Origin of the sequence: Acinetobacter pittii ANC 4050, from assembly GCF_000399685.1 — a bacterium.
GTDB classification, from domain to species: domain Bacteria; phylum Pseudomonadota; class Gammaproteobacteria; order Pseudomonadales; family Moraxellaceae; genus Acinetobacter; species Acinetobacter pittii_E.
The window spans coordinates 3783671-3803773 of sequence record NZ_KB976987.1 but is presented as its reverse complement, the minus strand read 5'-3'; the positions used below and the strand labels follow the sequence as shown (position 1 = coordinate 3803773).

Annotated in this window: 17 protein-coding genes; 9 read left to right on the top strand and 8 right to left on the bottom strand. The window is 40.4% G+C overall.

The window, feature by feature from the left end; translation table 11 throughout:
• Positions 1 to 37 precede the first annotated feature (37 nt).
• From serS to rplU, 5 genes are all read right to left on the bottom strand, one after another.
• Positions 38 to 1309: a serine--tRNA ligase gene (gene serS / locus F931_RS21665; protein ID WP_016143201.1), complete on the bottom strand. Its 1272-nt coding sequence runs from the start codon at positions 1307 to 1309 to the stop codon at positions 38 to 40.
• Positions 1310 to 1427: 118 nt separating this feature from the next.
• Positions 1428 to 2228 (bottom strand): RsiV family protein, encoded by an 801-nt coding sequence (locus tag F931_RS21660; RefSeq protein WP_016143200.1) that lies wholly within the window; start codon positions 2226 to 2228, stop codon positions 1428 to 1430.
• A 114-nt stretch (positions 2229 to 2342) separates the two neighbouring features.
• A complete protein-coding gene (gene lolA / locus F931_RS21655) occupies positions 2343 to 3038 on the bottom strand; it encodes an outer membrane lipoprotein periplasmic chaperone LolA (RefSeq protein ID WP_016143199.1) in 696 nt (231 codons plus the stop codon).
• A 239-nt stretch (positions 3039 to 3277) separates the two neighbouring features.
• On the bottom strand, positions 3278 to 3535 hold the full coding sequence (gene rpmA, locus F931_RS21650) for a 50S ribosomal protein L27 (protein WP_002116037.1): 258 nt from the start codon (positions 3533 to 3535) through the stop codon (positions 3278 to 3280).
• Positions 3536 to 3553: 18 nt separating this feature from the next.
• Positions 3554 to 3865 carry a 50S ribosomal protein L21 gene (gene rplU / locus F931_RS21645; protein ID WP_000271409.1) on the bottom strand — a complete coding sequence of 104 codons (312 nt, stop codon included), beginning with the start codon at positions 3863 to 3865 and terminating at the stop codon, positions 3554 to 3556.
• Between the two features lie 441 nt (positions 3866 to 4306).
• On the opposite strand from rplU, the gene sdsA reads away from it, so the two are divergent.
• From sdsA to F931_RS21605, 8 genes are all read left to right on the top strand, one after another.
• Positions 4307 to 5284 (top strand): All-trans-nonaprenyl-diphosphate synthase, encoded by a 978-nt coding sequence (sdsA, locus tag F931_RS21640; RefSeq protein ID WP_016143198.1) that lies wholly within the window; start codon positions 4307 to 4309, stop codon positions 5282 to 5284.
• A gap of 14 nt (positions 5285 to 5298) precedes the next feature.
• Positions 5299 to 7359: a site-specific recombinase gene (locus F931_RS21635; protein WP_016143197.1), complete on the top strand. Its 2061-nt coding sequence runs from the start codon at positions 5299 to 5301 to the stop codon at positions 7357 to 7359.
• A gap of 183 nt (positions 7360 to 7542) precedes the next feature.
• Positions 7543 to 8169 carry a phosphatase PAP2 family protein gene (locus F931_RS21630; RefSeq protein ID WP_016143196.1) on the top strand — a complete coding sequence of 209 codons (627 nt, stop codon included), beginning with the start codon at positions 7543 to 7545 and terminating at the stop codon, positions 8167 to 8169.
• A gap of 24 nt (positions 8170 to 8193) precedes the next feature.
• Positions 8194 to 9444 (top strand): multidrug efflux RND transporter periplasmic adaptor subunit AdeI, encoded by a 1251-nt coding sequence (gene adeI, locus F931_RS21625; protein WP_016143195.1) that lies wholly within the window; start codon positions 8194 to 8196, stop codon positions 9442 to 9444.
• 12 nt (positions 9445 to 9456) lie between these two features.
• A complete protein-coding gene (gene adeJ, locus F931_RS21620; RefSeq protein WP_016143194.1) occupies positions 9457 to 12633 on the top strand; it encodes a multidrug efflux RND transporter permease subunit AdeJ in 3177 nt (1058 codons plus the stop codon).
• The gene (gene adeK / locus F931_RS21615; RefSeq protein ID WP_016143193.1) at positions 12633 to 14084 is read left to right on the top strand and encodes a multidrug efflux RND transporter outer membrane channel subunit AdeK; all 1452 of its coding nucleotides are present in this window, start codon (positions 12633 to 12635) and stop codon (positions 14082 to 14084) included. The genes adeJ and adeK overlap by 1 nt, the downstream gene beginning before the upstream one ends.
• A gap of 108 nt (positions 14085 to 14192) precedes the next feature.
• Positions 14193 to 14543, top strand: coding sequence for a YbjQ family protein (locus tag F931_RS21610; RefSeq protein WP_000927245.1), 351 nt, complete (start codon positions 14193 to 14195; stop codon positions 14541 to 14543).
• A gap of 7 nt (positions 14544 to 14550) precedes the next feature.
• Positions 14551 to 14985: a YbjQ family protein gene (locus F931_RS21605; protein ID WP_016143192.1), complete on the top strand. Its 435-nt coding sequence runs from the start codon at positions 14551 to 14553 to the stop codon at positions 14983 to 14985.
• Here the strand turns inward: F931_RS21605 and F931_RS21600 are convergent.
• The 3 genes from F931_RS21600 to F931_RS21590 are packed head-to-tail and all read right to left on the bottom strand — an operon-like array spanning position 14982 to position 16974.
• Positions 14982 to 15416: a nuclear transport factor 2 family protein gene (locus F931_RS21600; protein ID WP_016143191.1), complete on the bottom strand. Its 435-nt coding sequence runs from the start codon at positions 15414 to 15416 to the stop codon at positions 14982 to 14984. The genes F931_RS21605 and F931_RS21600 overlap by 4 nt on opposite strands.
• Before the next feature lie 53 nt (positions 15417 to 15469).
• Positions 15470 to 16276, bottom strand: coding sequence for an SDR family NAD(P)-dependent oxidoreductase (locus tag F931_RS21595; RefSeq protein ID WP_016143190.1), 807 nt, complete (start codon positions 16274 to 16276; stop codon positions 15470 to 15472).
• A 26-nt stretch (positions 16277 to 16302) separates the two neighbouring features.
• The gene (locus F931_RS21590) at positions 16303 to 16974 is read right to left on the bottom strand and encodes a hypothetical protein (RefSeq protein WP_016143189.1); all 672 of its coding nucleotides are present in this window, start codon (positions 16972 to 16974) and stop codon (positions 16303 to 16305) included.
• Between the two features lie 196 nt (positions 16975 to 17170).
• Here F931_RS21590 and F931_RS21585 point away from each other — a divergent pair, with 196 nt between their 5' ends.
• Positions 17171 to 20068 (top strand): valine--tRNA ligase, encoded by a 2898-nt coding sequence (locus F931_RS21585; protein WP_016143188.1) that lies wholly within the window; start codon positions 17171 to 17173, stop codon positions 20066 to 20068.
• The last annotated feature ends 35 nt before the right edge of the window (positions 20069 to 20103 follow it).

The following is a 20103-nucleotide window of genomic DNA, read 5'->3' as shown; positions in this document are numbered from 1 at the left end:
GGTTAAGCAAAAACCGTGCACAATTTAGATGCAAAGCTTAGTCAATAAACGTTACACCACCCATATATGGGCGTAATACTTCTGGAATCTCGATAGAACCGTCTTCACGTTGGTAATTTTCCATTACAGCAAGCAAAGTACGTCCAACTGCAAGACCTGAACCATTTAAGGTGTGCACCAATTCGGTCTTCTTTTGATCCATTCTGTAGCGTGCTTTCATGCGGCGTGCCTGAAAATCACCCATATTAGAGCAGCTTGAGATTTCACGATAAGTATTTTGGCTTGGCACCCAAACTTCTAAGTCGTAAGTTTTAGTCGCACCGAAGCCCATATCCCCACCACAGAGCAAAATTTTGCGATATGGCAAGCCAAGTGCCTGCAAAATGCCCTCAGCATGAGCAGTAAGTTCTTCAAGTGCCTGCATAGAAGTTTCAGGTTTAACGATTTGCACCATCTCAACTTTATCAAACTGATGCTGACGAATTAAACCACGTGTATCGCGACCATAAGAGCCTGCTTCGCTACGGAAACATGGCGTATGCGCTGCATATTTTAAAGGTAAACGTTCGGCATCAATAATCTCATCACGAACAAAGTTAGTAACAGGAACTTCTGCTGTAGGGATGAGGTAATATTCTTTTTCGCCTTGAAGTTTGAATAAATCTTCTTCAAATTTTGGTAATTGACCAGTACCGCGCAGTGAATCAGCATTTACCAAATAAGGCACATAAGCTTCTGTATAGCCATTTTTTAAAGTATGGGTATCGAGCATGAATTGCGTTAATGCACGTTGTAAGCGTGCTAAAGGGCCTTTCAATACGCTAAAACGTGAGCCAGTCAATTTAGTCGCAGTCTCAAACTCTAAACCGCCCATCCACTCACCTAAATCAGTATGATCTTTGATTTCAAAATCAAACTGACGAGGCGTGCCCCATTTTGAGATTTCAACGTTATCATCTTCATCCTTACCAGCAGGAACAGATTCATCTGGTAAGTTAGGAATACTCAGCGCTTTTTGTTCAATCTCGTTTTGTAGCTCTGATAAAGCAACTTCAGCAGCTTTGATTTCATCACCAATGGCTTGCATACGCGCCATGATTTCAGAAGCGTCGCCACCGGATTTTTTAATCTGACCCACTTGTTTTGCACCGGCATTACGTTCTGCCTGCAATTTTTCAGTTTTCGATTGCAAGTCTTTACGGCGAGTTTCTAAAGAAGCCCATTCTTGAACATCTAATTGAACACCACGTTTTGCCAAAGCTGCATTAACGGCTTCAATATTATTTCTGAGTAACTTAGGGTCGATCATAATCAATCATAATATGGGTAAAAAACTGGCTATAGTGTAAGGCCTTAACACTAAAAAATATAGTGATCATCTTCATAACGAATAGCTTTCACACAATTCTTAGAATAGATCACCTATTTTAGAACTTATAGTTTGGCACACTCGGCAAATACTCAGGTTTAATGAATTTACTCGCTTCAAAATACGGCAGTGTTAATTCAGACATTCCCTCTGCATAAGACGCCAACTCATAGATTGGATAGACAAATACAATGCCATTCGCTCCATAGTAAAAATTATCGCTTAGCTGAAGTTTTTCACGATTGATATTGTGCTCTTGAAGCCAATTTGTATTTGCATCATAGAGGGCATCAATCAACTGTTTTTCAACGTCTGGTTGAATAAGTTCAGCAACAGTAATGTGCTTTTTATTTAATAAATCAAAATTTACAAACTCTTGATGAGACATACCATGAGCCGCACCAGCTGAGTACGAACAAGTCTGTAATGCAAAAGTCGCAAGATTATAATTTTGTCCTAAATAGCGAACATAAATTGCACTTTGGCTCGAACTCGGTTCACCTTCAGGTACTTCGACAGGTTGATCGGCTAAATTTGCAAAAGCATTCGGATCTGCTTTCTTTATACGATTGGTGAAGTAATCATTAATCCATTTTTGATTGGTCTGTACGGTTTGAAAATCATACTCCGTACACCCGTCTTCTAAACAAACTTTTGATTTTGGCAATTTTACTGGGATTACTTTTGCTTGAATCACAGGAACATCAGCCTCTTTAGTCTCTTTAACTTTTGCAGTTGAAGTGGCCTGCTCCTCTTTAGCTGCTGACTTTGGTTGGCAACCACCCACAATTGCCATTGCAGCCATTAATGGAAGAATACAAATAATTTTTTTATCGTAAAGTCGCATAATAATCCCCATGAATTTACCCCTATCACTATACAAAGCGTAAGAATAAGACGGGGTTAAAAAATGTATCTATCTCTCTTGCATAAAAAAAGCTACCGTGAAGGTAGCTTTTTTGAGAGGTATTCATTATTGGTCAATAACATCTGTACCTTTTGGCGGCGTAAAGTTAAAGACAGATGCAGGAATTGAGGCATTTACCTTAACATTCTTAAAGCGCACATAGGTGGTTTGACCTAATGAGTCTTGCAATACCATAAGTGTAGGGGCTTTATTTGCTCCAAAACTAATGGTTAAGCTTTGGAATGCACCATCTTCTTTTTTAGGGAATAATGTGAAATAGAGTTTAGATTTATCGGGTTGCGTTACACGATAAGACTTCATGATTTGGTTGGTATTACCAGAGAGTAATAACGCTGGCGTATCTGCAACCTGCTCATCTAAGCTTTGACGGACTGCTTGCTGTAAATCTGGGTCATAGATCCAAACTGTTTTCCCGCTCGTTACAATTGTTTGTTTAGCAGGACTTACTGTTTCCCAATAAAATTTCCCAGGACGTTCAACTTTCATTGAGCCTTTAAATGTCTGGTTCATATGCTGTGCACTTAAACTCTTTTTCTGTGCCACAGTTTTTGTATTGGCTTTTGTTGTTTGTTCAAAGTCGGCAGTCAAACGTTGTAAACCTGATAACTGATTAACCAGGTTCCCAATTGCCTGTTGCTCCGGTGCTGCTACAGGCGCAGCAAACACTGTAGTGCTCATTACAGGAGCAAGCACTGACGCGCTAAGTGTAATAGCACACATAGTTTTACGAAGCATATTCATGTCATCACCTTTTTAGTTGCTGTAAGACAACTTGCCTTCTTTCAAAGTTATGAAACTTGGCAAGCTCTTAATTCAAGACTCATATTAACCGACAAACTCTGTGCTAATCATTGAGAAAATAAGATATTTTGTTATGTTGTTCATGTTGTTTGTAGAATTTCATTCATCATGATGAAGATAAATAAAAATTAAAACCATAAAAAAAGCCCACAAAATGTGGGCTTTTTTGAAGCTAAAACTTATACAGTTTCAACTTTTACGTAGCGACGGCCAAATTGACCTTTCACTTCGAATTTTACTACGCCGTCAGCAGTAGCAAATAAAGTATGGTCACGGCCCATACCAACATTTGCACCAGCGTGGAACTCTGTACCACGTTGACGAACGATGATGTTACCAGCAGTTACAGCTTGACCGCCGTAAACTTTAACACCTAACATTTTTGGGTTTGAATCACGACCGTTCTTCGTCGATCCACCGGCTTTTTTAGTTGCCATGTCTCTTACTCCTCGTGATTAGCCTGAAATACCAGTAATTTTCAACTCAGTGAACCATTGACGGTGACCTTGTTGTTTACGGTAGTGTTTACGACGACGCATTTTGATGATGCGGATTTTGTCGTGACGACCATGACCAATCACTTCTGCAGTTACTTTAGCGCCAGCTACAACTGGAGCACCGATTTGAATGTTGTCACCGTTTACAACCATTAATACATCATCAAATGTAATAGTCGCACCAGATTCAGCTTTCAATAATTCAACTTTAAGGGTTTCACCCTCAACTACACGGTGCTGTTTACCACCGCTTTGGATTACTGCGTACATAATGTACTCCAATCAGCCCGTGTCGTCGTGTCGATAAAGGGATATATCGATCTTAAAACGATCGCCACTGGGGTTATACAAGGCGACAGATTTTAAGTGAAATTTGATCAAACGACAAGTATTTTCTATCTATCAGTAAAGCATGATCCCCTATTCTTACAAAATCGAACAGCTTGGATTGGAATTTAGCAGTTTTCATTGATTCTGAATGAAAATTAAAATACAGTTCCAGACACAAATTGCGTCAAGAACAAGTTGTATTAATGCTGATGTCATTAAATTTATTGTTTTGCCGGAAACATCATGTTTTGCTTAAATAAAGAACAAAGAACGCTTAAAGACAATAGAAATGATTAATATCAGCCACTTGTTAACCTGTGCAACTCATCTTTAATTGATACACTAACGCCACTTATCTACCAATACGGGGTTTTTCTTCATATGGTCATCGATTTCAAGCAAGACATTCTTGCGCCTGTTGCCTCAGACTTTGCTGCGATGGATCACTTGATTAATGAAGGAATTAGCTCAAAAGTCGGTTTAGTCATGTCTGTCAGCAAGCATGTCGTTGAAGCTGGCGGAAAGCGTATGCGCCCAATCATGTGTTTACTTGCAGCCCGTGCTTGTGGTTTAGATAACATGGTAAACGCACAGCGTTTAGCTGCAATCATTGAAATGTTGCATACTGCGACATTAGTCCATGATGATGTAGTAGATGAATCTGGGCTTCGTCGTGGTCGTCCTACAGCAAATGCGACATGGAACAATCAAACAGCCGTTTTAGTCGGTGACTTTCTTATTGCCCGTGCTTTCGATTTATTGGTTGATTTAAATAACATGACTTTATTGAAAGACTTTTCAACGGGTACATGTGAAATTGCTGAAGGTGAAGTATTACAACTGCAATCCCAGCATCAACCAGATACAACTGAAGAAACTTATTTAAAAATTATTCATGGTAAAACGTCTCGCCTGTTTGAGTTGGCTACAGAAGGTGCTGCTATTTTGGCAGGGCAAGAAGCTTACCGTGAACCATTAAGATTGTTTGCTGGTCATTTTGGTAATGCGTTCCAAATCATTGATGATATTTTAGACTACACATCAGATGCTGAAACATTAGGTAAAAATATTGGTGATGATTTAATGGAAGGTAAGCCAACTTTACCGTTAATTTCTGCATTAGCACACTCAACAGGTGAAGAGCATGCGATTATTCGTCGCAGTATCGCCACTGGTGGAGTAGACCAATTACCTCAGGTCATCGAAATTGTACAGAAGTCTGGTGCTTTAGATTATTGCAACCAACGTGCTCAAGAAGAAACAGAAGCAGCACTGCAAGCTTTATCAAACCTACCCGATACACCGTATCGTCAGGCATTGATTAACTTAACTCAGCTTGCGTTACATCGAATACAATAGATATTATTTTGCCTATGCATGTAAATTTTTCAGAACATTTTTTAAAAATGGAGAAGCAGCTTGAGGATCCTCAAGCTGTCATTGATGAAAATCCACTGATTGAACTCGTCAATGTCGTCCGCCCATCCGACCCAGAGGATACGGATGAAATTAAGAACAAAATACAGGCTTTAATTGAAAGTCTTTTACGCACACCTACAGCACCCTTTTTATTACAAACTTTCTTATTACGTTTGATTAATCGCTATAAACAAGTCAGCTTATATGCGGACAGCGGGATTTTGTCTTTAGATGGTTTCTGGAACCAGCTCGGACAAAGACTTGGAGCACATTTTTTACCGCTAATCGAAGACTCAAGCCAACTCAAAATTTTAATTGGAAAAATTTTCTATTTAGAAAGTGACAAAATCTGGCTCAATAATATTGCTGATGAAGATTGGTCAAATTTATTTAGTCTTATTGGGCAAAGCCAAAGTAATGTCGATGAAAAGCTTGTCATTCAAAGTGAAATGATTAAAGCCATCACTGTCTTATCTTATCGAATTAGTGGAATTGGACTTTATCCCGAATTTATTAATGCTCAACCAGAATTAACGGAATATGAATCTCCATTTTTAGTTCAAAATCGTGAAATTATTGAGTTTATAGAAAAATATAAGAAACAAGAACTTTCTGATCATGAAATTGCAGTTATTGCTCCTCCCGATGCGTCACAAGCATTCGTTATGTTGGAACAATGTCGGGATGTTGTATTAAAGATTCGCCGTGCTACGAAAAGAATTGGTGTTAGTTTAAGTTTGACTTATTTACTGTCATTACTTGAACAATGTCTTGATCGTATTGAATTATTACTTTATCTGGTCGTAGACAACACTCATGGAAAATATGTTTCCTTAGGACATCTTATTTCTGATTTAACCAAGGCGCACTACAGTGAAAAAAGTGTGCGCTCTTTACTCAGCACAACTAGTGAGCTCATTGCCTTTCAAGTTACCGAAAATGCCAGCCGTACAGGTGAGCATTATGTAAGTACAGATACCAAAGGCTTTTGGGGAATGTATAAAGCAGCCGCAGGTGCCGGTGTCATTATTGCCTTTATGGCATCTTTAAAAATTCTTGCATCAAGAATGACCATGGCTCCGCTCATGCAAGCCTTTACGTTCAGTATGAATTATTCTCTGGGTTTCATTCTGATTCATGTTCTGCACTTTACTGTTGCAACCAAACAACCCGCTATGACTGCTGCGGCCCTCGCTGCAACGGTACAACAGCGTAAAGGTTCTAAAACAGCTCAGATTGCAGAGTTAGCGGCCCTCATTATTAATATTATCCGAACGCAGTTCATTGCTATTTTAGGTAACATTTCAATTGCAATCCCTACTGCAGCACTGATTACTTTTGCTTGGCAGTTTTACCTCGATGAACCGTTATTAACCCATACCAAGGCGACCTATTTACTACACAGCTTAAACCCCTTTACGTCATTAGCAGTGCCTCATGCCGCAATTGCGGGAGTATGTCTATTTTTGTCCGGTCTAATTGCTGGATATTTTGACAACATGGCTGTTTATCGAAAAGTTGGTCCACGCTTAAGAGCGCATCGTCGTTTAGCTAACTGGTTTGGGCAAGATCGACTTAATCGTTTTGCTGAATATATTGAACGTAATTTAGGTGCTTTAGCCGGTAACTTCTTATTCGGGATCATGTTAGGAAGTATGGGGACCATAGGCTTTATTTTAGGCTTACCTTTAGATATTCGTCATATTGCCTTTGCATCTGCTAACTTTATTCAAGGTTTGATGACCATTAATGGCAGCCCGGATATTGGCTTGATTATAGTGTCCTTTCTCGGTGTGCTATGTATTGGTCTTACTAACTTATTCGTGAGTTTCACCCTGACTATTATTGTGGCATTACGAGCGCGTCGAGTTCGCTTTGAACAATGGAAACCTTTAGCCAAGTTAGTCATGACCCATTTTCTGACTCGCCCAAGCGATTTTTTCTGGCCACCAAAACAACCATTAGAACTTGAAGAAAATACGTCAACAAATAGCGGAAAAAAAACAGAACACTAAAAGTTTTGCTTTGTACACAGAATGTGACTTTCGTCAATTTTGTTGTGATTGTTTTTCCAAATGTTAAAAAAATTTCAAAATGAATTTACGATGATCTATCAGGCTTGAAAAAAAGTGTACTGGCAAGTACACTTTTAACGGCTTTCAGTAGTGGACACTGCTTGAATAAGCAAAGGTATATACATGCCCTATATATTGCTTTTTATTGGTTGTATTTTTTTAGGATTAGGTGTTCTTGGTCTTTTTGTACCGAGACTTCAATCTTTGGATCTTCTCACCGTTCAAATATTGAGTGAAAATCGTTCAGATTATCTTAACTCTATTACGATCTTTTTAGCACGTATAGGCGGTATGCCTTTTGTATGTTTTTTATCCTTTCTGGTATGTGTATATCAAGCATGGTATAAAAAATATATTACTGTTATTTTCATTAGCGTGGGGGTTCTTGGCAGTATCACCATGGGTTGGCTGCTCAAGTGGTGTGTTGACCGTCCTAGACCTTCACAGGCATATCATATTGTCGAAAGTTATGGTGCATCGTTCCCAAGTGCACATAGTGTTTATGCATCAACACTAGCTTGTCTGGCAATGTTAATGTTATGCCATAGGCCCAACATTAACTCTCCTTATATCATTTTGATCTCCTGTTTTTGGTTTATTTGCATGGGGCTTTCAAGAATATATGCTGGAGTTCATTTTCCAACAGATGTACTCGCCGGTTGGGGCATAGGTTTTATTTGGATTGCACTGCTTTGGCTCTGGTTATTACAAACACAAAGTAGGTTAAGTAGAAAACAAATATATTTTTAGATTTTATCTAAACGAGGTGGAACAATGATGTCGGCTAAGCTTTGGGCTCCTGCCCTTACTGCTTGCGCATTAGCAACAAGTATCGCACTTGTTGGTTGTAGCAAAGGCTCCGATGAGAAACAGCAAGCTGCTGCTGCTCAGAAAATGCCGCCTGCAGAAGTAGGTGTTATTGTTGCTCAACCACAAAGTGTTGAACAAAGCGTTGAGCTTTCTGGCCGTACTTCAGCATATCAAATTTCTGAAGTTCGCCCTCAAACAAGCGGTGTGATTTTAAAACGCTTGTTTGCTGAAGGAAGCTATGTTCGTGAAGGTCAGGCGCTTTATGAGCTCGACTCTAGAACGAACCGTGCAACGCTTGAGAATGCAAAAGCTGCTCTTTTACAACAACAGGCAAATCTAGCTTCACTACGTACCAAGCTAAACCGTTATAAGCAACTTGTTTCAAGTAATGCTGTATCTAGACAGGAATATGACGACTTACTTGGTCAGGTTAATGTTGCCGAAGCACAAGTTTCTGCAGCAAAAGCTCAAGTAACGAATGCAAATGTTGATCTTGGTTACTCTACAATTCGTTCACCAATTTCTGGTCAGTCTGGACGTTCTTCTGTTACAGCAGGTGCTTTAGTTACTGCAAATCAAACTGATCCTTTAGTGACGATTCAGCAGTTAGACCCGATTTACGTTGATATTAACCAGTCTAGTGCCGAGTTATTGCGTTTACGTCAACAACTCAGCAAAGGCAGTTTAAACAATAGTAACAACACGAAAGTGAAATTGAAGCTCGAAGATGGTTCAACCTATCCAATCGAAGGACAACTTGCTTTCTCTGATGCTTCGGTTAATCAGGATACAGGAACGATTACTTTACGTGCCGTATTCTCAAACCCGAATCACCTGTTACTTCCAGGCATGTATACCACTGCACAGATTGTTCAAGGTGTAGTGCCTAATGCTTACCTGATTCCTCAAGCTGCAATTACGCGTTTACCTACAGGTCAAGCTGTAGCAATGCTTGTTAATGCCAAAGGTACTGTTGAGAGTCGTCCTGTTGAAACCTCTGGTGTTCAAGGACAAAACTGGATTGTGACTAACGGTCTTAAAGTTGGTGATAAAGTGATTGTTGATGGTGTTGCCAAGGTTAAAGAAGGGCAAGAAGTTTCAGCAAAACCTTACCAAGCTCAACCAGCAAATCCACAAGGCGCAGCTCCAAATGCGACAAAACCGGCTCAATCAGGTAAACCTCAAGCAGAACAGAAAGCATCTTCAAATGCATAAGGGGTAGATTGAATGGCACAATTTTTTATTCATCGCCCCATTTTTGCGTGGGTGATTGCATTAGTCATTATGTTGGCGGGTATTCTCACGCTAACAAAAATGCCTATTGCACAGTATCCGACGATTGCACCGCCGACAGTTACGATTGCTGCAACTTATCCTGGTGCATCGGCTGAGACTGTTGAAAACACCGTAACCCAGATCATTGAACAACAAATGAATGGTCTAGATGGTTTACGTTATATTTCATCTAACAGTGCTGGTAACGGTCAAGCCTCTATTCAATTAAACTTTGAACAAGGTATTGATCCAGATATTGCACAGGTTCAGGTTCAAAACAAGCTGCAATCTGCAACTGCACTTTTACCTGAAGATGTACAACGTCAAGGTGTAACTGTTACTAAATCTGGTGCAAGCTTCTTGCAAGTTATTGCATTTTATTCACCAGATAACAACTTGTCTGACTCTGACATTAAAGACTATGTAAACTCGTCTATTAAAGAACCGCTTAGCCGTGTGGCTGGTGTTGGTGAGGTAACGGTCTTTGGTGGTTCATACGCAATGCGTATCTGGCTTGATCCAGCTAAGTTAACCAGTTATCAGCTTACACCTAGTGATATTGCGACAGCTTTACAAGCGCAAAACTCACAAGTAGCTGTAGGTCAATTAGGTGGTGCACCGGCTGTACAAGGTCAAGTGCTTAACGCAACAGTAAATGCACAAAGTTTGCTGCAAACTCCTGAACAGTTTAAAAATATCTTCTTAAAGAACACAGCATCTGGTGCTGAGGTTCGATTAAAAGATGTTGCTCGCGTAGAATTAGGTTCTGATAACTATCAATTCGACTCGAAGTTTAACGGTAAACCAGCAGCTGGTCTTGCAATTAAGATTGCAACTGGTGCGAACGCACTTGATACTGCCGAAGCAGTTGAACATCGTTTATCTGAATTACGTAAGAACTATCCAGCGGGTCTTGAAGACAAACTGGCTTATGACACAACTCCATTTATTCGTCTTTCAATTGAAAGTGTTGTACACACATTAATTGAAGCGGTAATTTTGGTATTCATTGTCATGTTCTTGTTCTTACAGAATTGGCGTGCAACGATTATTCCAACACTTGCTGTACCAGTTGTTGTATTAGGTACATTCGCTGTTATTAATATCTTTGGCTTCTCAATTAACACCTTAACCATGTTCGCCATGGTATTGGCAATTGGTCTTCTGGTCGATGATGCCATCGTCGTCGTCGAGAACGTCGAACGTGTTATGAGTGAAGAGCATACCGATCCGGTTACGGCGACTTCACGATCAATGCAACAGATTTCTGGCGCGTTAGTTGGTATTACGAGTGTATTAACAGCTGTATTCGTACCAATGGCATTCTTTGGTGGTACAACTGGTGTAATTTACCGTCAGTTCTCGATTACCCTTGTAACAGCAATGGTTTTATCGTTAATTGTGGCGTTAACATTCACACCGGCACTTTGTGCAACCATTTTAAAACAGCATGATCCTAACAAAGAACCAAGTAATAATATTTTTGCTCGTTTCTTTAGAGGCTTTAACAATGGTTTTGACCGCATGTCGCATAGCTACCAAAATGGTGTTAATCGCATGCTTAAAGGCAAAATCTTCTCTGGCGTACTTTACGCTGTGGTTATTGCTTTATTAGTGTTCTTGTTCCAAAAACTCCCATCTTCATTCTTACCAGAAGAAGATCAGGGTGTGGTAATGACACTTGTTCAATTACCACCAAATGCAACGCTTGACCGTACAGGTAAAGTGATTGACACCATGACAAACTTCTTCATGAATGAAAAAGACACTGTGGAATCTATTTTCACCGTTTCGGGCTTCTCATTCACAGGTGTTGGTCAAAATGCTGGTATTGGCTTCGTTAAATTGAAAGACTGGAGTGAACGTACTTCACCTGAGTCTCAAATTGGCGCATTGATTCAGCGTGGTATGGCATTGAACATGATCGTTAAAGACGCATCTTACGTTATGCCATTACAGCTTCCAGCAATGCCTGAATTAGGTGTAACAGCCGGATTCAACTTGCAACTTAAAGATTCAAGTGGCCAAGGCCATGAGAAACTTATTGCTGCACGTAATACGATCTTAGGTTTGGCTGCACAAGATAAACGTCTTGTGGGTGTTCGCCCTAATGGTCAAGAAGATACACCTCAGTATCAAATTAATGTAGATCAGGCTCAAGCTGGTGCCATGGGCGTGAGTATTGCCGACATTAACAATACGATGCGTATTGCATGGGGTGGCTCATACATTAACGATTTCGTTGATCGTGGACGTGTGAAAAAAGTTTATGTTCAAGGTGATGCGGGTAGCCGTATGATGCCTGAAGACTTAAACAAGTGGTATGTACGTAATAACAAAGGCGAGATGGTTCCGTTCTCTGCATTTGCTACTGGCGAATGGACATATGGTTCTCCACGTCTTGAACGTTATAACGGCGTGTCATCGGTTAACATTCAAGGCACACCTGCACCTGGCGTAAGCTCTGGTGACTCAATGAAAGCGATGGAAGAAATTATTGCTAAGTTACCATCTATGGGCTTACAAGGTTTCGACTATGAATGGACAGGTTTATCACTTGAAGAACGTGAGTCTGGTGCTCAAGCTCCATTCTTATATGCACTTTCCTTGTTAATCGTTTTCCTTTGCTTGGCTGCATTGTATGAAAGCTGGTCGATTCCGTTCTCGGTTTTACTTGTAGTACCACTCGGTATTATTGGTGCAATCGTATTAACTTACTTGGGCATGATTATTAAAGGAGATCCAAATCTCTCAAATAACATTTACTTCCAGGTAGCGATGATCGCGGTAATCGGTCTTTCTGCAAAAAATGCGATCTTGATTGTTGAGTTCGCAAAAGAGCTGCAGGAAAAAGGTGAAGATCTGATTGAGGCAACTTTACATGCCGCAAAAATGCGTTTACGTCCAATTATCATGACTACCCTTGCCTTCGGTTTTGGTGTACTTCCGCTTGCCCTTTCAACAGGTGCTGGTGCAGGAAGTCAGCACTCTGTCGGTTACGGTGTACTCGGTGGCGTACTCAGTGCAACGTTCTTAGGTATCTTCTTTATCCCTGTATTCTATGTGTGGATTCGTAGTATCTTTAAGTACAAACCAAAAACCATAAACACTCAGGAGCATAAATCGTGATGCAAAACGTATGGTCTATTTCAGGTCGTAGCATTGCGGTATCTGCACTTGCGCTTGCTTTGTCAGCTTGTCAAAGCATGCGCGGCCCAGAACCAGTCGTGAAAACCGATATTCCACAAAGCTATGCATATAGCGCTTCTGGTACGTCTATTGCTGAACAGGGTTACAAACAGTTCTTTGCTGACCCTCGTTTGCTCGGAGTGATTGATTTGGCACTTGCCAACAACCGCGACTTACGTACAGCAACGCTCAATATCGAACGTGCTCAACAGCAATATCGAATTACGCAGAACAACCAGCTTCCAACAATCGGAGCAAGTGGTAGTGCAATTCGTCAGGTTTCACAAAGCCGTGATCCGAATAACCCCTACTCTACTTATCAAGTAGGTTTGGGTGTAACTGCCTATGAGCTTGATTTTTGGGGCCGTGTACGTAGCTTAAAAGATGCTGCGTTAGATAGTTACCTTTCAACACAAAGTGCACGTGATTCGACTCAAATCAGTCTAATCAGTCAAGTTGCTCAAGCGTGGTTAAACTATTCTTTCGCAACAGCGAATTTAAGACTTGCAGAGCAAACACTTAAAGCACAGCAAGACTCTTACAATCTCAACAAAAAACGTTTTGATGTGGGTATCGATAGTGAAGTACCACTACGTCAGGCACAGATTTCTGTAGAAACTGCGCGTAATGATGTAGCGAACTACAAAACACAGATTGCTCAAGCACAAAACTTGTTGAACTTGTTAGTAGGCCAATCAGTTCCACAAAACTTGTTGCCAACCCAACCTGTAAAACGCATTACTCAACAAAATGTGTTTACCGCTGGTTTACCAAGTGACTTGCTTAACAACCGTCCAGATGTAAAAGCTGCCGAATATAACTTAAGCGCTGCTGGTGCGAATATCGGTGCTGCAAAAGCACGTTTATTCCCAACGATTAGCTTAACGGGTTCTGCAGGTTACGCATCAACTGACTTAAGTGATCTATTTAAGTCTGGTGGTTTTGTATGGTCAATTGGTCCAAGCTTAGATTTACCAATCTTTGACTGGGGCACTCGTCGTGCCAATGTAAAAATTTCTGAAACTGATCAGAAAATTGCACTGTCTGATTATGAAAAATCAGTTCAGTCTGCGTTCCGTGAAGTGAATGACGCACTTGCAACTCGTGCCAACATTGGTGAGCGTTTAACAGCTCAACAACGTTTAGTAGAAGCAACTAACCGCAACTACACACTTTCAAATGCCCGCTTCCGTGCTGGTATTGATAGTTACTTAACGGTTCTTGATGCACAGCGTTCATCTTATTCAGCAGAACAAGGTTTGTTATTGCTTCAACAAGCAAACTTAAACAACCAAATCGAGTTATACAAAACTCTAGGTGGTGGTTTAAAAGCAAATACTTCAGATACAGTGGTTAATCAACCATCTAGTGCTGAACTTAAAAAGCAATAAGTTTTAAATAACTTATTCATAAAAGCTCACTTCGGTGGGCTTTTTTATTGCAACTCAACTGAATATTTTTTATCTTGAAACCTTAAGAATTTAGATTGATAAAAAACAATGTTACTGAGTAATTTAGAAAGTGTTCCAGGCCACCAGATTTTGAAACAGCTTGATGTTGTTTATGGAAGTACGGTTCGTAGTAAGCATGTTGGCCGTGACTTGATGGCAAGTTTAAAAAATATTGTAGGTGGTGAACTTACGGGTTATACCGAATTATTAGAAGAATCTCGCCAAGAAGCCATGCAACGTATGATTGTAAAAGCCCAGCAGCTTGGTGCGAATGCAATTGTCGGTATACGCTTTTCAACTTCAAATATTGCCCAAGGTGCTTCTGAGTTATTCGTATATGGCACAGCAGTAGTTGTGCAACCTCAAGCGCCCCATCTACCCGATCCATTTAATGCATAGGTAGAAAATGGACAATCTTATTTTTCAGCTTGTTATTTTTCTCATTCTTTTCAGTATTGGCTGGGCTTTTGGACGTCATATTGAAAGAAAACATTTGAATGAACTTTTAGAAAAAGAGCAACAATTTGCCCATATCAGAATTGATACCAATCGTTTTGCAACAAGTGATCAACTGGGCCATTTTATTAGCAGTAATGTGGTCATTTCTCATGACTATTTTAAATATGTACTGGCATCTATAAAGAATGTTTTGGGTGGAAGACTGACCAGTTATGAAAGTATTGTTGAGCGTGCTCGCCGAGAAGCTATTGTACGCTTAAAACAACAAGCACATACCGCAGGAGCTAACCATATTATGGGAGTTCGGCTGAGTACAACCGAACTTGGTATGCAAGGTGGAATGGTTGAAGTATTTGCATATGGTACAGCAGTAAAAGATTAATACTGCCCTACAGCAGAAAAGTGAATGCGTGGATTACCAATATTTTTAGTTAAATGTTGGCAAATCCCCGTAATTTTCCAACGGTCCTGTTGTTTAGCCAAAGTGAAGTAATAACGACCAAAAGAATGAAAATAGTCATTTTCTGAAAAACGATAAATCTGATAATTACACTCTAGCCATGCTTGGTCTTGTTCAATACGAATAATTGGATTACTCAAATTGTGCTGTAGTCGCAAATGCGATAAAGCTTGCTGCCGAGAACCTTTATATTCATGACAAGACACGACACATAAAGGCTCGCCCCTAAACTGAAAATAATCCACCTCAAGTTGTTCTGCCAACAACTCATCAAAAGCGTCCCAATTTTTCTGATCAAAGACCAATTGAAAACGCGTGATGACTTCTAAAATACGGTGATAATCCTGATCCATGGCGAACCTTCTATACGGGTTTTTCACCAATTTAGCACGGCGAAATCACTTTTTTATTTTACTTTTGTTTTCCGAATCATTTTATAAAGAAGTTTTGGTGACATCCGAGAAACCATTACACCTAGTTTTTCTTTAGCCCCCCCCACAACGATATATTCTTGACCCTGCATTAAAGCTTTCACAGCTTGCTCTGCAAAAACATCCGCTTCTAAACCATTTTCAATTGCTTCATCTTGATGACCTTGAGGTTCCCCTGCACCATTAAGTGCATTGAATGAAACATTAGTTTTTACAAAACCAGGGAAAATAACTGAAACTTCGACACCTTGATCTGAGACCTCAGCACGCAAACTATTTGCCCACATGTGAATTGCGGCTTTAGCAGCCGAGTAGCTTGCACGGTACTGTGTACCCAATAAACCCGCCACACTAGACACAAATACAACTCGGCCAGACTTTTGTTTGAGCATCGTTGGTAATACAGTTTTAGTTAACGCAACTTGCGAGAAATAATCGACTTCCATAATGGCGCGTTCAGTTGCCATGGTCGTGTCTTTAATTAAAGCACGTTGACTCAAACCAGCATTATTGATGAGCCAATCAATACGACCTTTAGCCTTTAAAATCTCTTTGTAAGCTTCTTGAACCTGCTTTTCATCAGTAATATCTGCAACCACAGACAAATGATGATCGGGGTTTAATAAGCCAACCCGAACTTCTTCTAGCTCTTCAAAACGGCGCGAGGTCAAAATCAACTTTGCCCCTTGTAAAGCGAGCTCTCCTGCTAAGGCCTTACCCAAACCAGAAGATGCGCCCGTAATCCATACCACTTTATTTTGCAAAGTATCAAGTTTGGCCATGTGATGTTCCTATTATCTTTTTTAAATTATGCTGCTTGATGCATGAAGGCCAAAAAGTGGTTGATATAATGAGTTGCTGTGGTCTGATCGACCTGTGTCCCTAACTTTTCCAAACGTTTATAGCCCAAATGCGTCGTCATGTTGATGACTCCGTTAAGAGTTTTATCGACAACTAAATTAAATTTTAAACGCTTTTTAGGTTCACGTACTAGGCTTGTTACGCCTAAATCCACAATTTCTATAAGCGTCTCAAATGCTGCCGTAATACTTTGCATATTACCGTCGCGAATTTGCTGCGTAAGGGTTTCGGCTTGTTGTACAAGTTGAAGTGTGACCGGATAGGTAATATAAACTTGCTGCCCCTGCTCTTTCATCAGAGAAGTCATATAATCAACTAAAGGTAAAAGACGTTCATTTCCAAAAAATGAAACCGACCAAGGCATGTATTTTCGAAAAGTCTCTAAAACTTGCTGAATAACTTTTTCAGACTCAGCTTGTTGTTTTGGAGACATAGTTGTATTCCCTGACTGTAAAAGTACAGAAAAAACCTGCTCAATAATTTCGCAAGAAAGTTCAGACAATACATCCCCCAAAACTTTTGCCTGACTTTGGCTTACCCCATCATGCAGTTTTTGCCGAATAGCCTCGAATTGGGTATAAGTCGAATCGGAAATTTTCAAAAAAACTTCATAACTCATCAGCAGCATCCTTTTTCAATTCTTTTGTAATTTTTGTGCCGTGTTGCTACACGATTAAATTGTGATCCATCTTTCATAAATCTACCGTTTTTTGAAAAAAATACAAAACCGTTTATCTGTTTTCAGCACATTAATTTCGAGGCATTTTTTTGCTACAATAGGTGCAATTTTTTATGCATATTCGATCTAAGCTACTATGACTGACGCTCAAACCGCTCAAAATATTGCCACCACATACGATCCAACCGAGATCGAAAAGAAGTGGTACAAAACGTGGGAAGAACAAGGTTACTTCAAACCTTCTGGTCACGGTGAATCATTCTGTATCATGATTCCGCCACCAAACGTCACTGGTAGTTTGCACATGGGCCATGGTTTTAACAATGCCATTATGGATGCCCTTACCCGTTATAACCGTATGATGGGCAAAAACACGTTGTGGCAACCAGGTACTGACCACGCTGGTATTGCAACTCAAATGGTTGTTGAGCGTCAACTTGGCTTACAAGGTGTAACTCGTCACGACTTAGGCCGTGAAAAGTTCATCGACAAAGTTTGGGAATGGAAAGAACAATCTGGCGGCACAATCACTAAACAAATTCGTCGCTTAGGTTCTTCGGTAGACTGGTCACGTGAACGCTTCACGATGGACGAAGGTTTATCAAACGCAGTTAAAGAAGTATTCGTTCGTTTGCACGAAGACGGTTTAATTTACCGTGGTAAACGTCTTGTAAACTGGGACCCTAAACTTCAAACTGCTCTTTCTGACCTTGAAGTAGAAAGCAAAGAAGAAAAAGGCTCACTTTGGCACTTTAAATATTTCTTTGAAGACAAATCAGTTAAAACTCAAGACGGCAAAGACTATTTAGTCGTTGCAACAACTCGTCCTGAAACTTTACTTGGTGATACTGCGGTTGCTGTTCACCCTGAAGATGAGCGTTATGCACACCTTGTTGGTAAAAATATTGTATTGCCAATCACAGGTCGTTTAATTCCGATCGTTGCTGACGACTACGTTGAAAAAGACTTCGGTACTGGCTGTGTAAAAATTACCCCTGCTCATGACTTCAATGACTATGACCTAGGTAAACGTAATAGCTTGCCAATCATTAATATCTTCAACAAAAACGCCGAAGTTTTAGGTGAGTTTGAATATATTGCAAAAGCTGGCGAACAAATTTCTAAAACGATTACTGCACCTGCGGACTATGCTGGTTTAGAGCGTTTTGAAGCACGTAAAAAATTAGTTGCTCAAGCTGAAGCGGAAGGCTGGTTAGACCAAATCCAACCATATGACTTAAAAGCTCCACGCGGTGACCGTTCAGGTGTGATCATTGAGCCATTACTGACTGACCAATGGTATGTAAAAATTGCGCCTCTTGCTGAACCTGCAATTGAAGCAGTTCAAGATGGTCGTATTAAGTTTGTTCCAGAACAGTACAGCAACATGTACATGGCATGGATGCGTGACATTCAAGACTGGTGTATTTCACGTCAGCTTTGGTGGGGTCACCGTATTCCAGCTTGGTACGATGCAAATGGCAACATCTATGTTGGCCGTAACGAAGAAGAAGTTCGCGCGAAAAACAACATCGCGGCTGACGTTGAACTTAAACAAGACGAAGACGTTCTTGATACCTGGTTCTCATCTGCACTTTGGACATTCTCAACTTTAGGTTGGACTGGCGACGCACAAAAAGACGCAGCGAATGATTTCCTTAAAACCTTCCACCCAACTGATGTATTGGTGACTGGTTTTGACATCATTTTCTTCTGGGTTGCCCGTATGATCATGATGACCCTACACTTCATGAAAAATGAAGATGGTTCATCTCAAGTTCCATTTAAGACTGTTTATGTTCATGGCTTGGTACGTGATGGTGAAGGTCAAAAAATGTCGAAGTCTAAAGGTAACGTACTTGACCCATTAGACTTGATTGACGGTATTGATTTAGAAAGCTTAGTTGCAAAACGTACGACTGGCCTGATGAATCCGAAAGATGCTGCGAAGATTGAAAAATCAACACGCAAAGAATTCCCAGAAGGTATTAATGCTTACGGTACTGACGCAGTTCGTTTCACATTCTGTGCGCTTGCAAACACCGGTCGTGACATCAAGTTCGACTTAAAGCGTGTTGAAGGCTACCGTAACTTCTGTAACAAAATCTGGAACGCAACTCGTTTCGTTCTGATGAATGTTGAAGGTCAAACAGTTGGCCAACAAGCACGCCCTGATCTTTGGGAACTGCCAGAACAATGGATTATCAGCCGTCTGCAAAAAGCTGAAGCTGCTGTACATCAAGCGTTTGCAACGTATCGTTTAGACCTTGCTGCTCAAGCGATTTACGACTTTATCTGGAATGAATACTGTGACTGGTACGTTGAGTTAACGAAACCGGTTCTAAACGATGCAGAAGTTTCAGAAGAGCGTAAAGCTGAAGTACGCCGAGTATTGCTTGCAGTGATGGAGGCTTCATTACGTTTGGCTCATCCATTAATGCCATATTTGACAGAAGAAATCTGGCAAACACTTGCACCAATGCTTGGTCAAGGCGGCCCAACAATTATGACTGCTCAATACCCTATTCCTGAGCAAGCAAAAATCAATGAACAAGCCGAAGCAGATATGCAATGGCTTCAAGGCTTGATTGGTGCAGTACGTAACATTCGCGGTGAAATGGGCTTAGGTAATGCGCGTTTATTACCAGTATTACTTCAAAACACTTCTGACGCTGAACGTGAGCAAATTACTCGTATTGAAGCGTTGTTCAAAGCATTGGCTAAAGTTGAAAGTATTGAGTTCTTAGGTAAAGACCAAGAACCACCACTTTCTTCTTCAAGTGTTGTAGGTCATGCATCGGTATTTGTACCAATGAAAGGTTTAATTGACCCTAAAGCTGAGCTTGGTCGTTTGCAAAAAGATTTAGATAAAATCCAAAAGCAACATGACCAAATCGCGGGCAAACTTGCAAATGAAGGCTTTGTGTCTAAAGCACCGGCAGCAGTAGTTGAAGGTGAAAAAGCGAAGCTTGCTGAGTTTGCTGCTCAGTTAGAGAAAGTTAAAGCGAATATGGAGCAAATTGCTGCGCTTTAATTTAATTAGTTAAACGAACCCAGAATCTGTGCAAG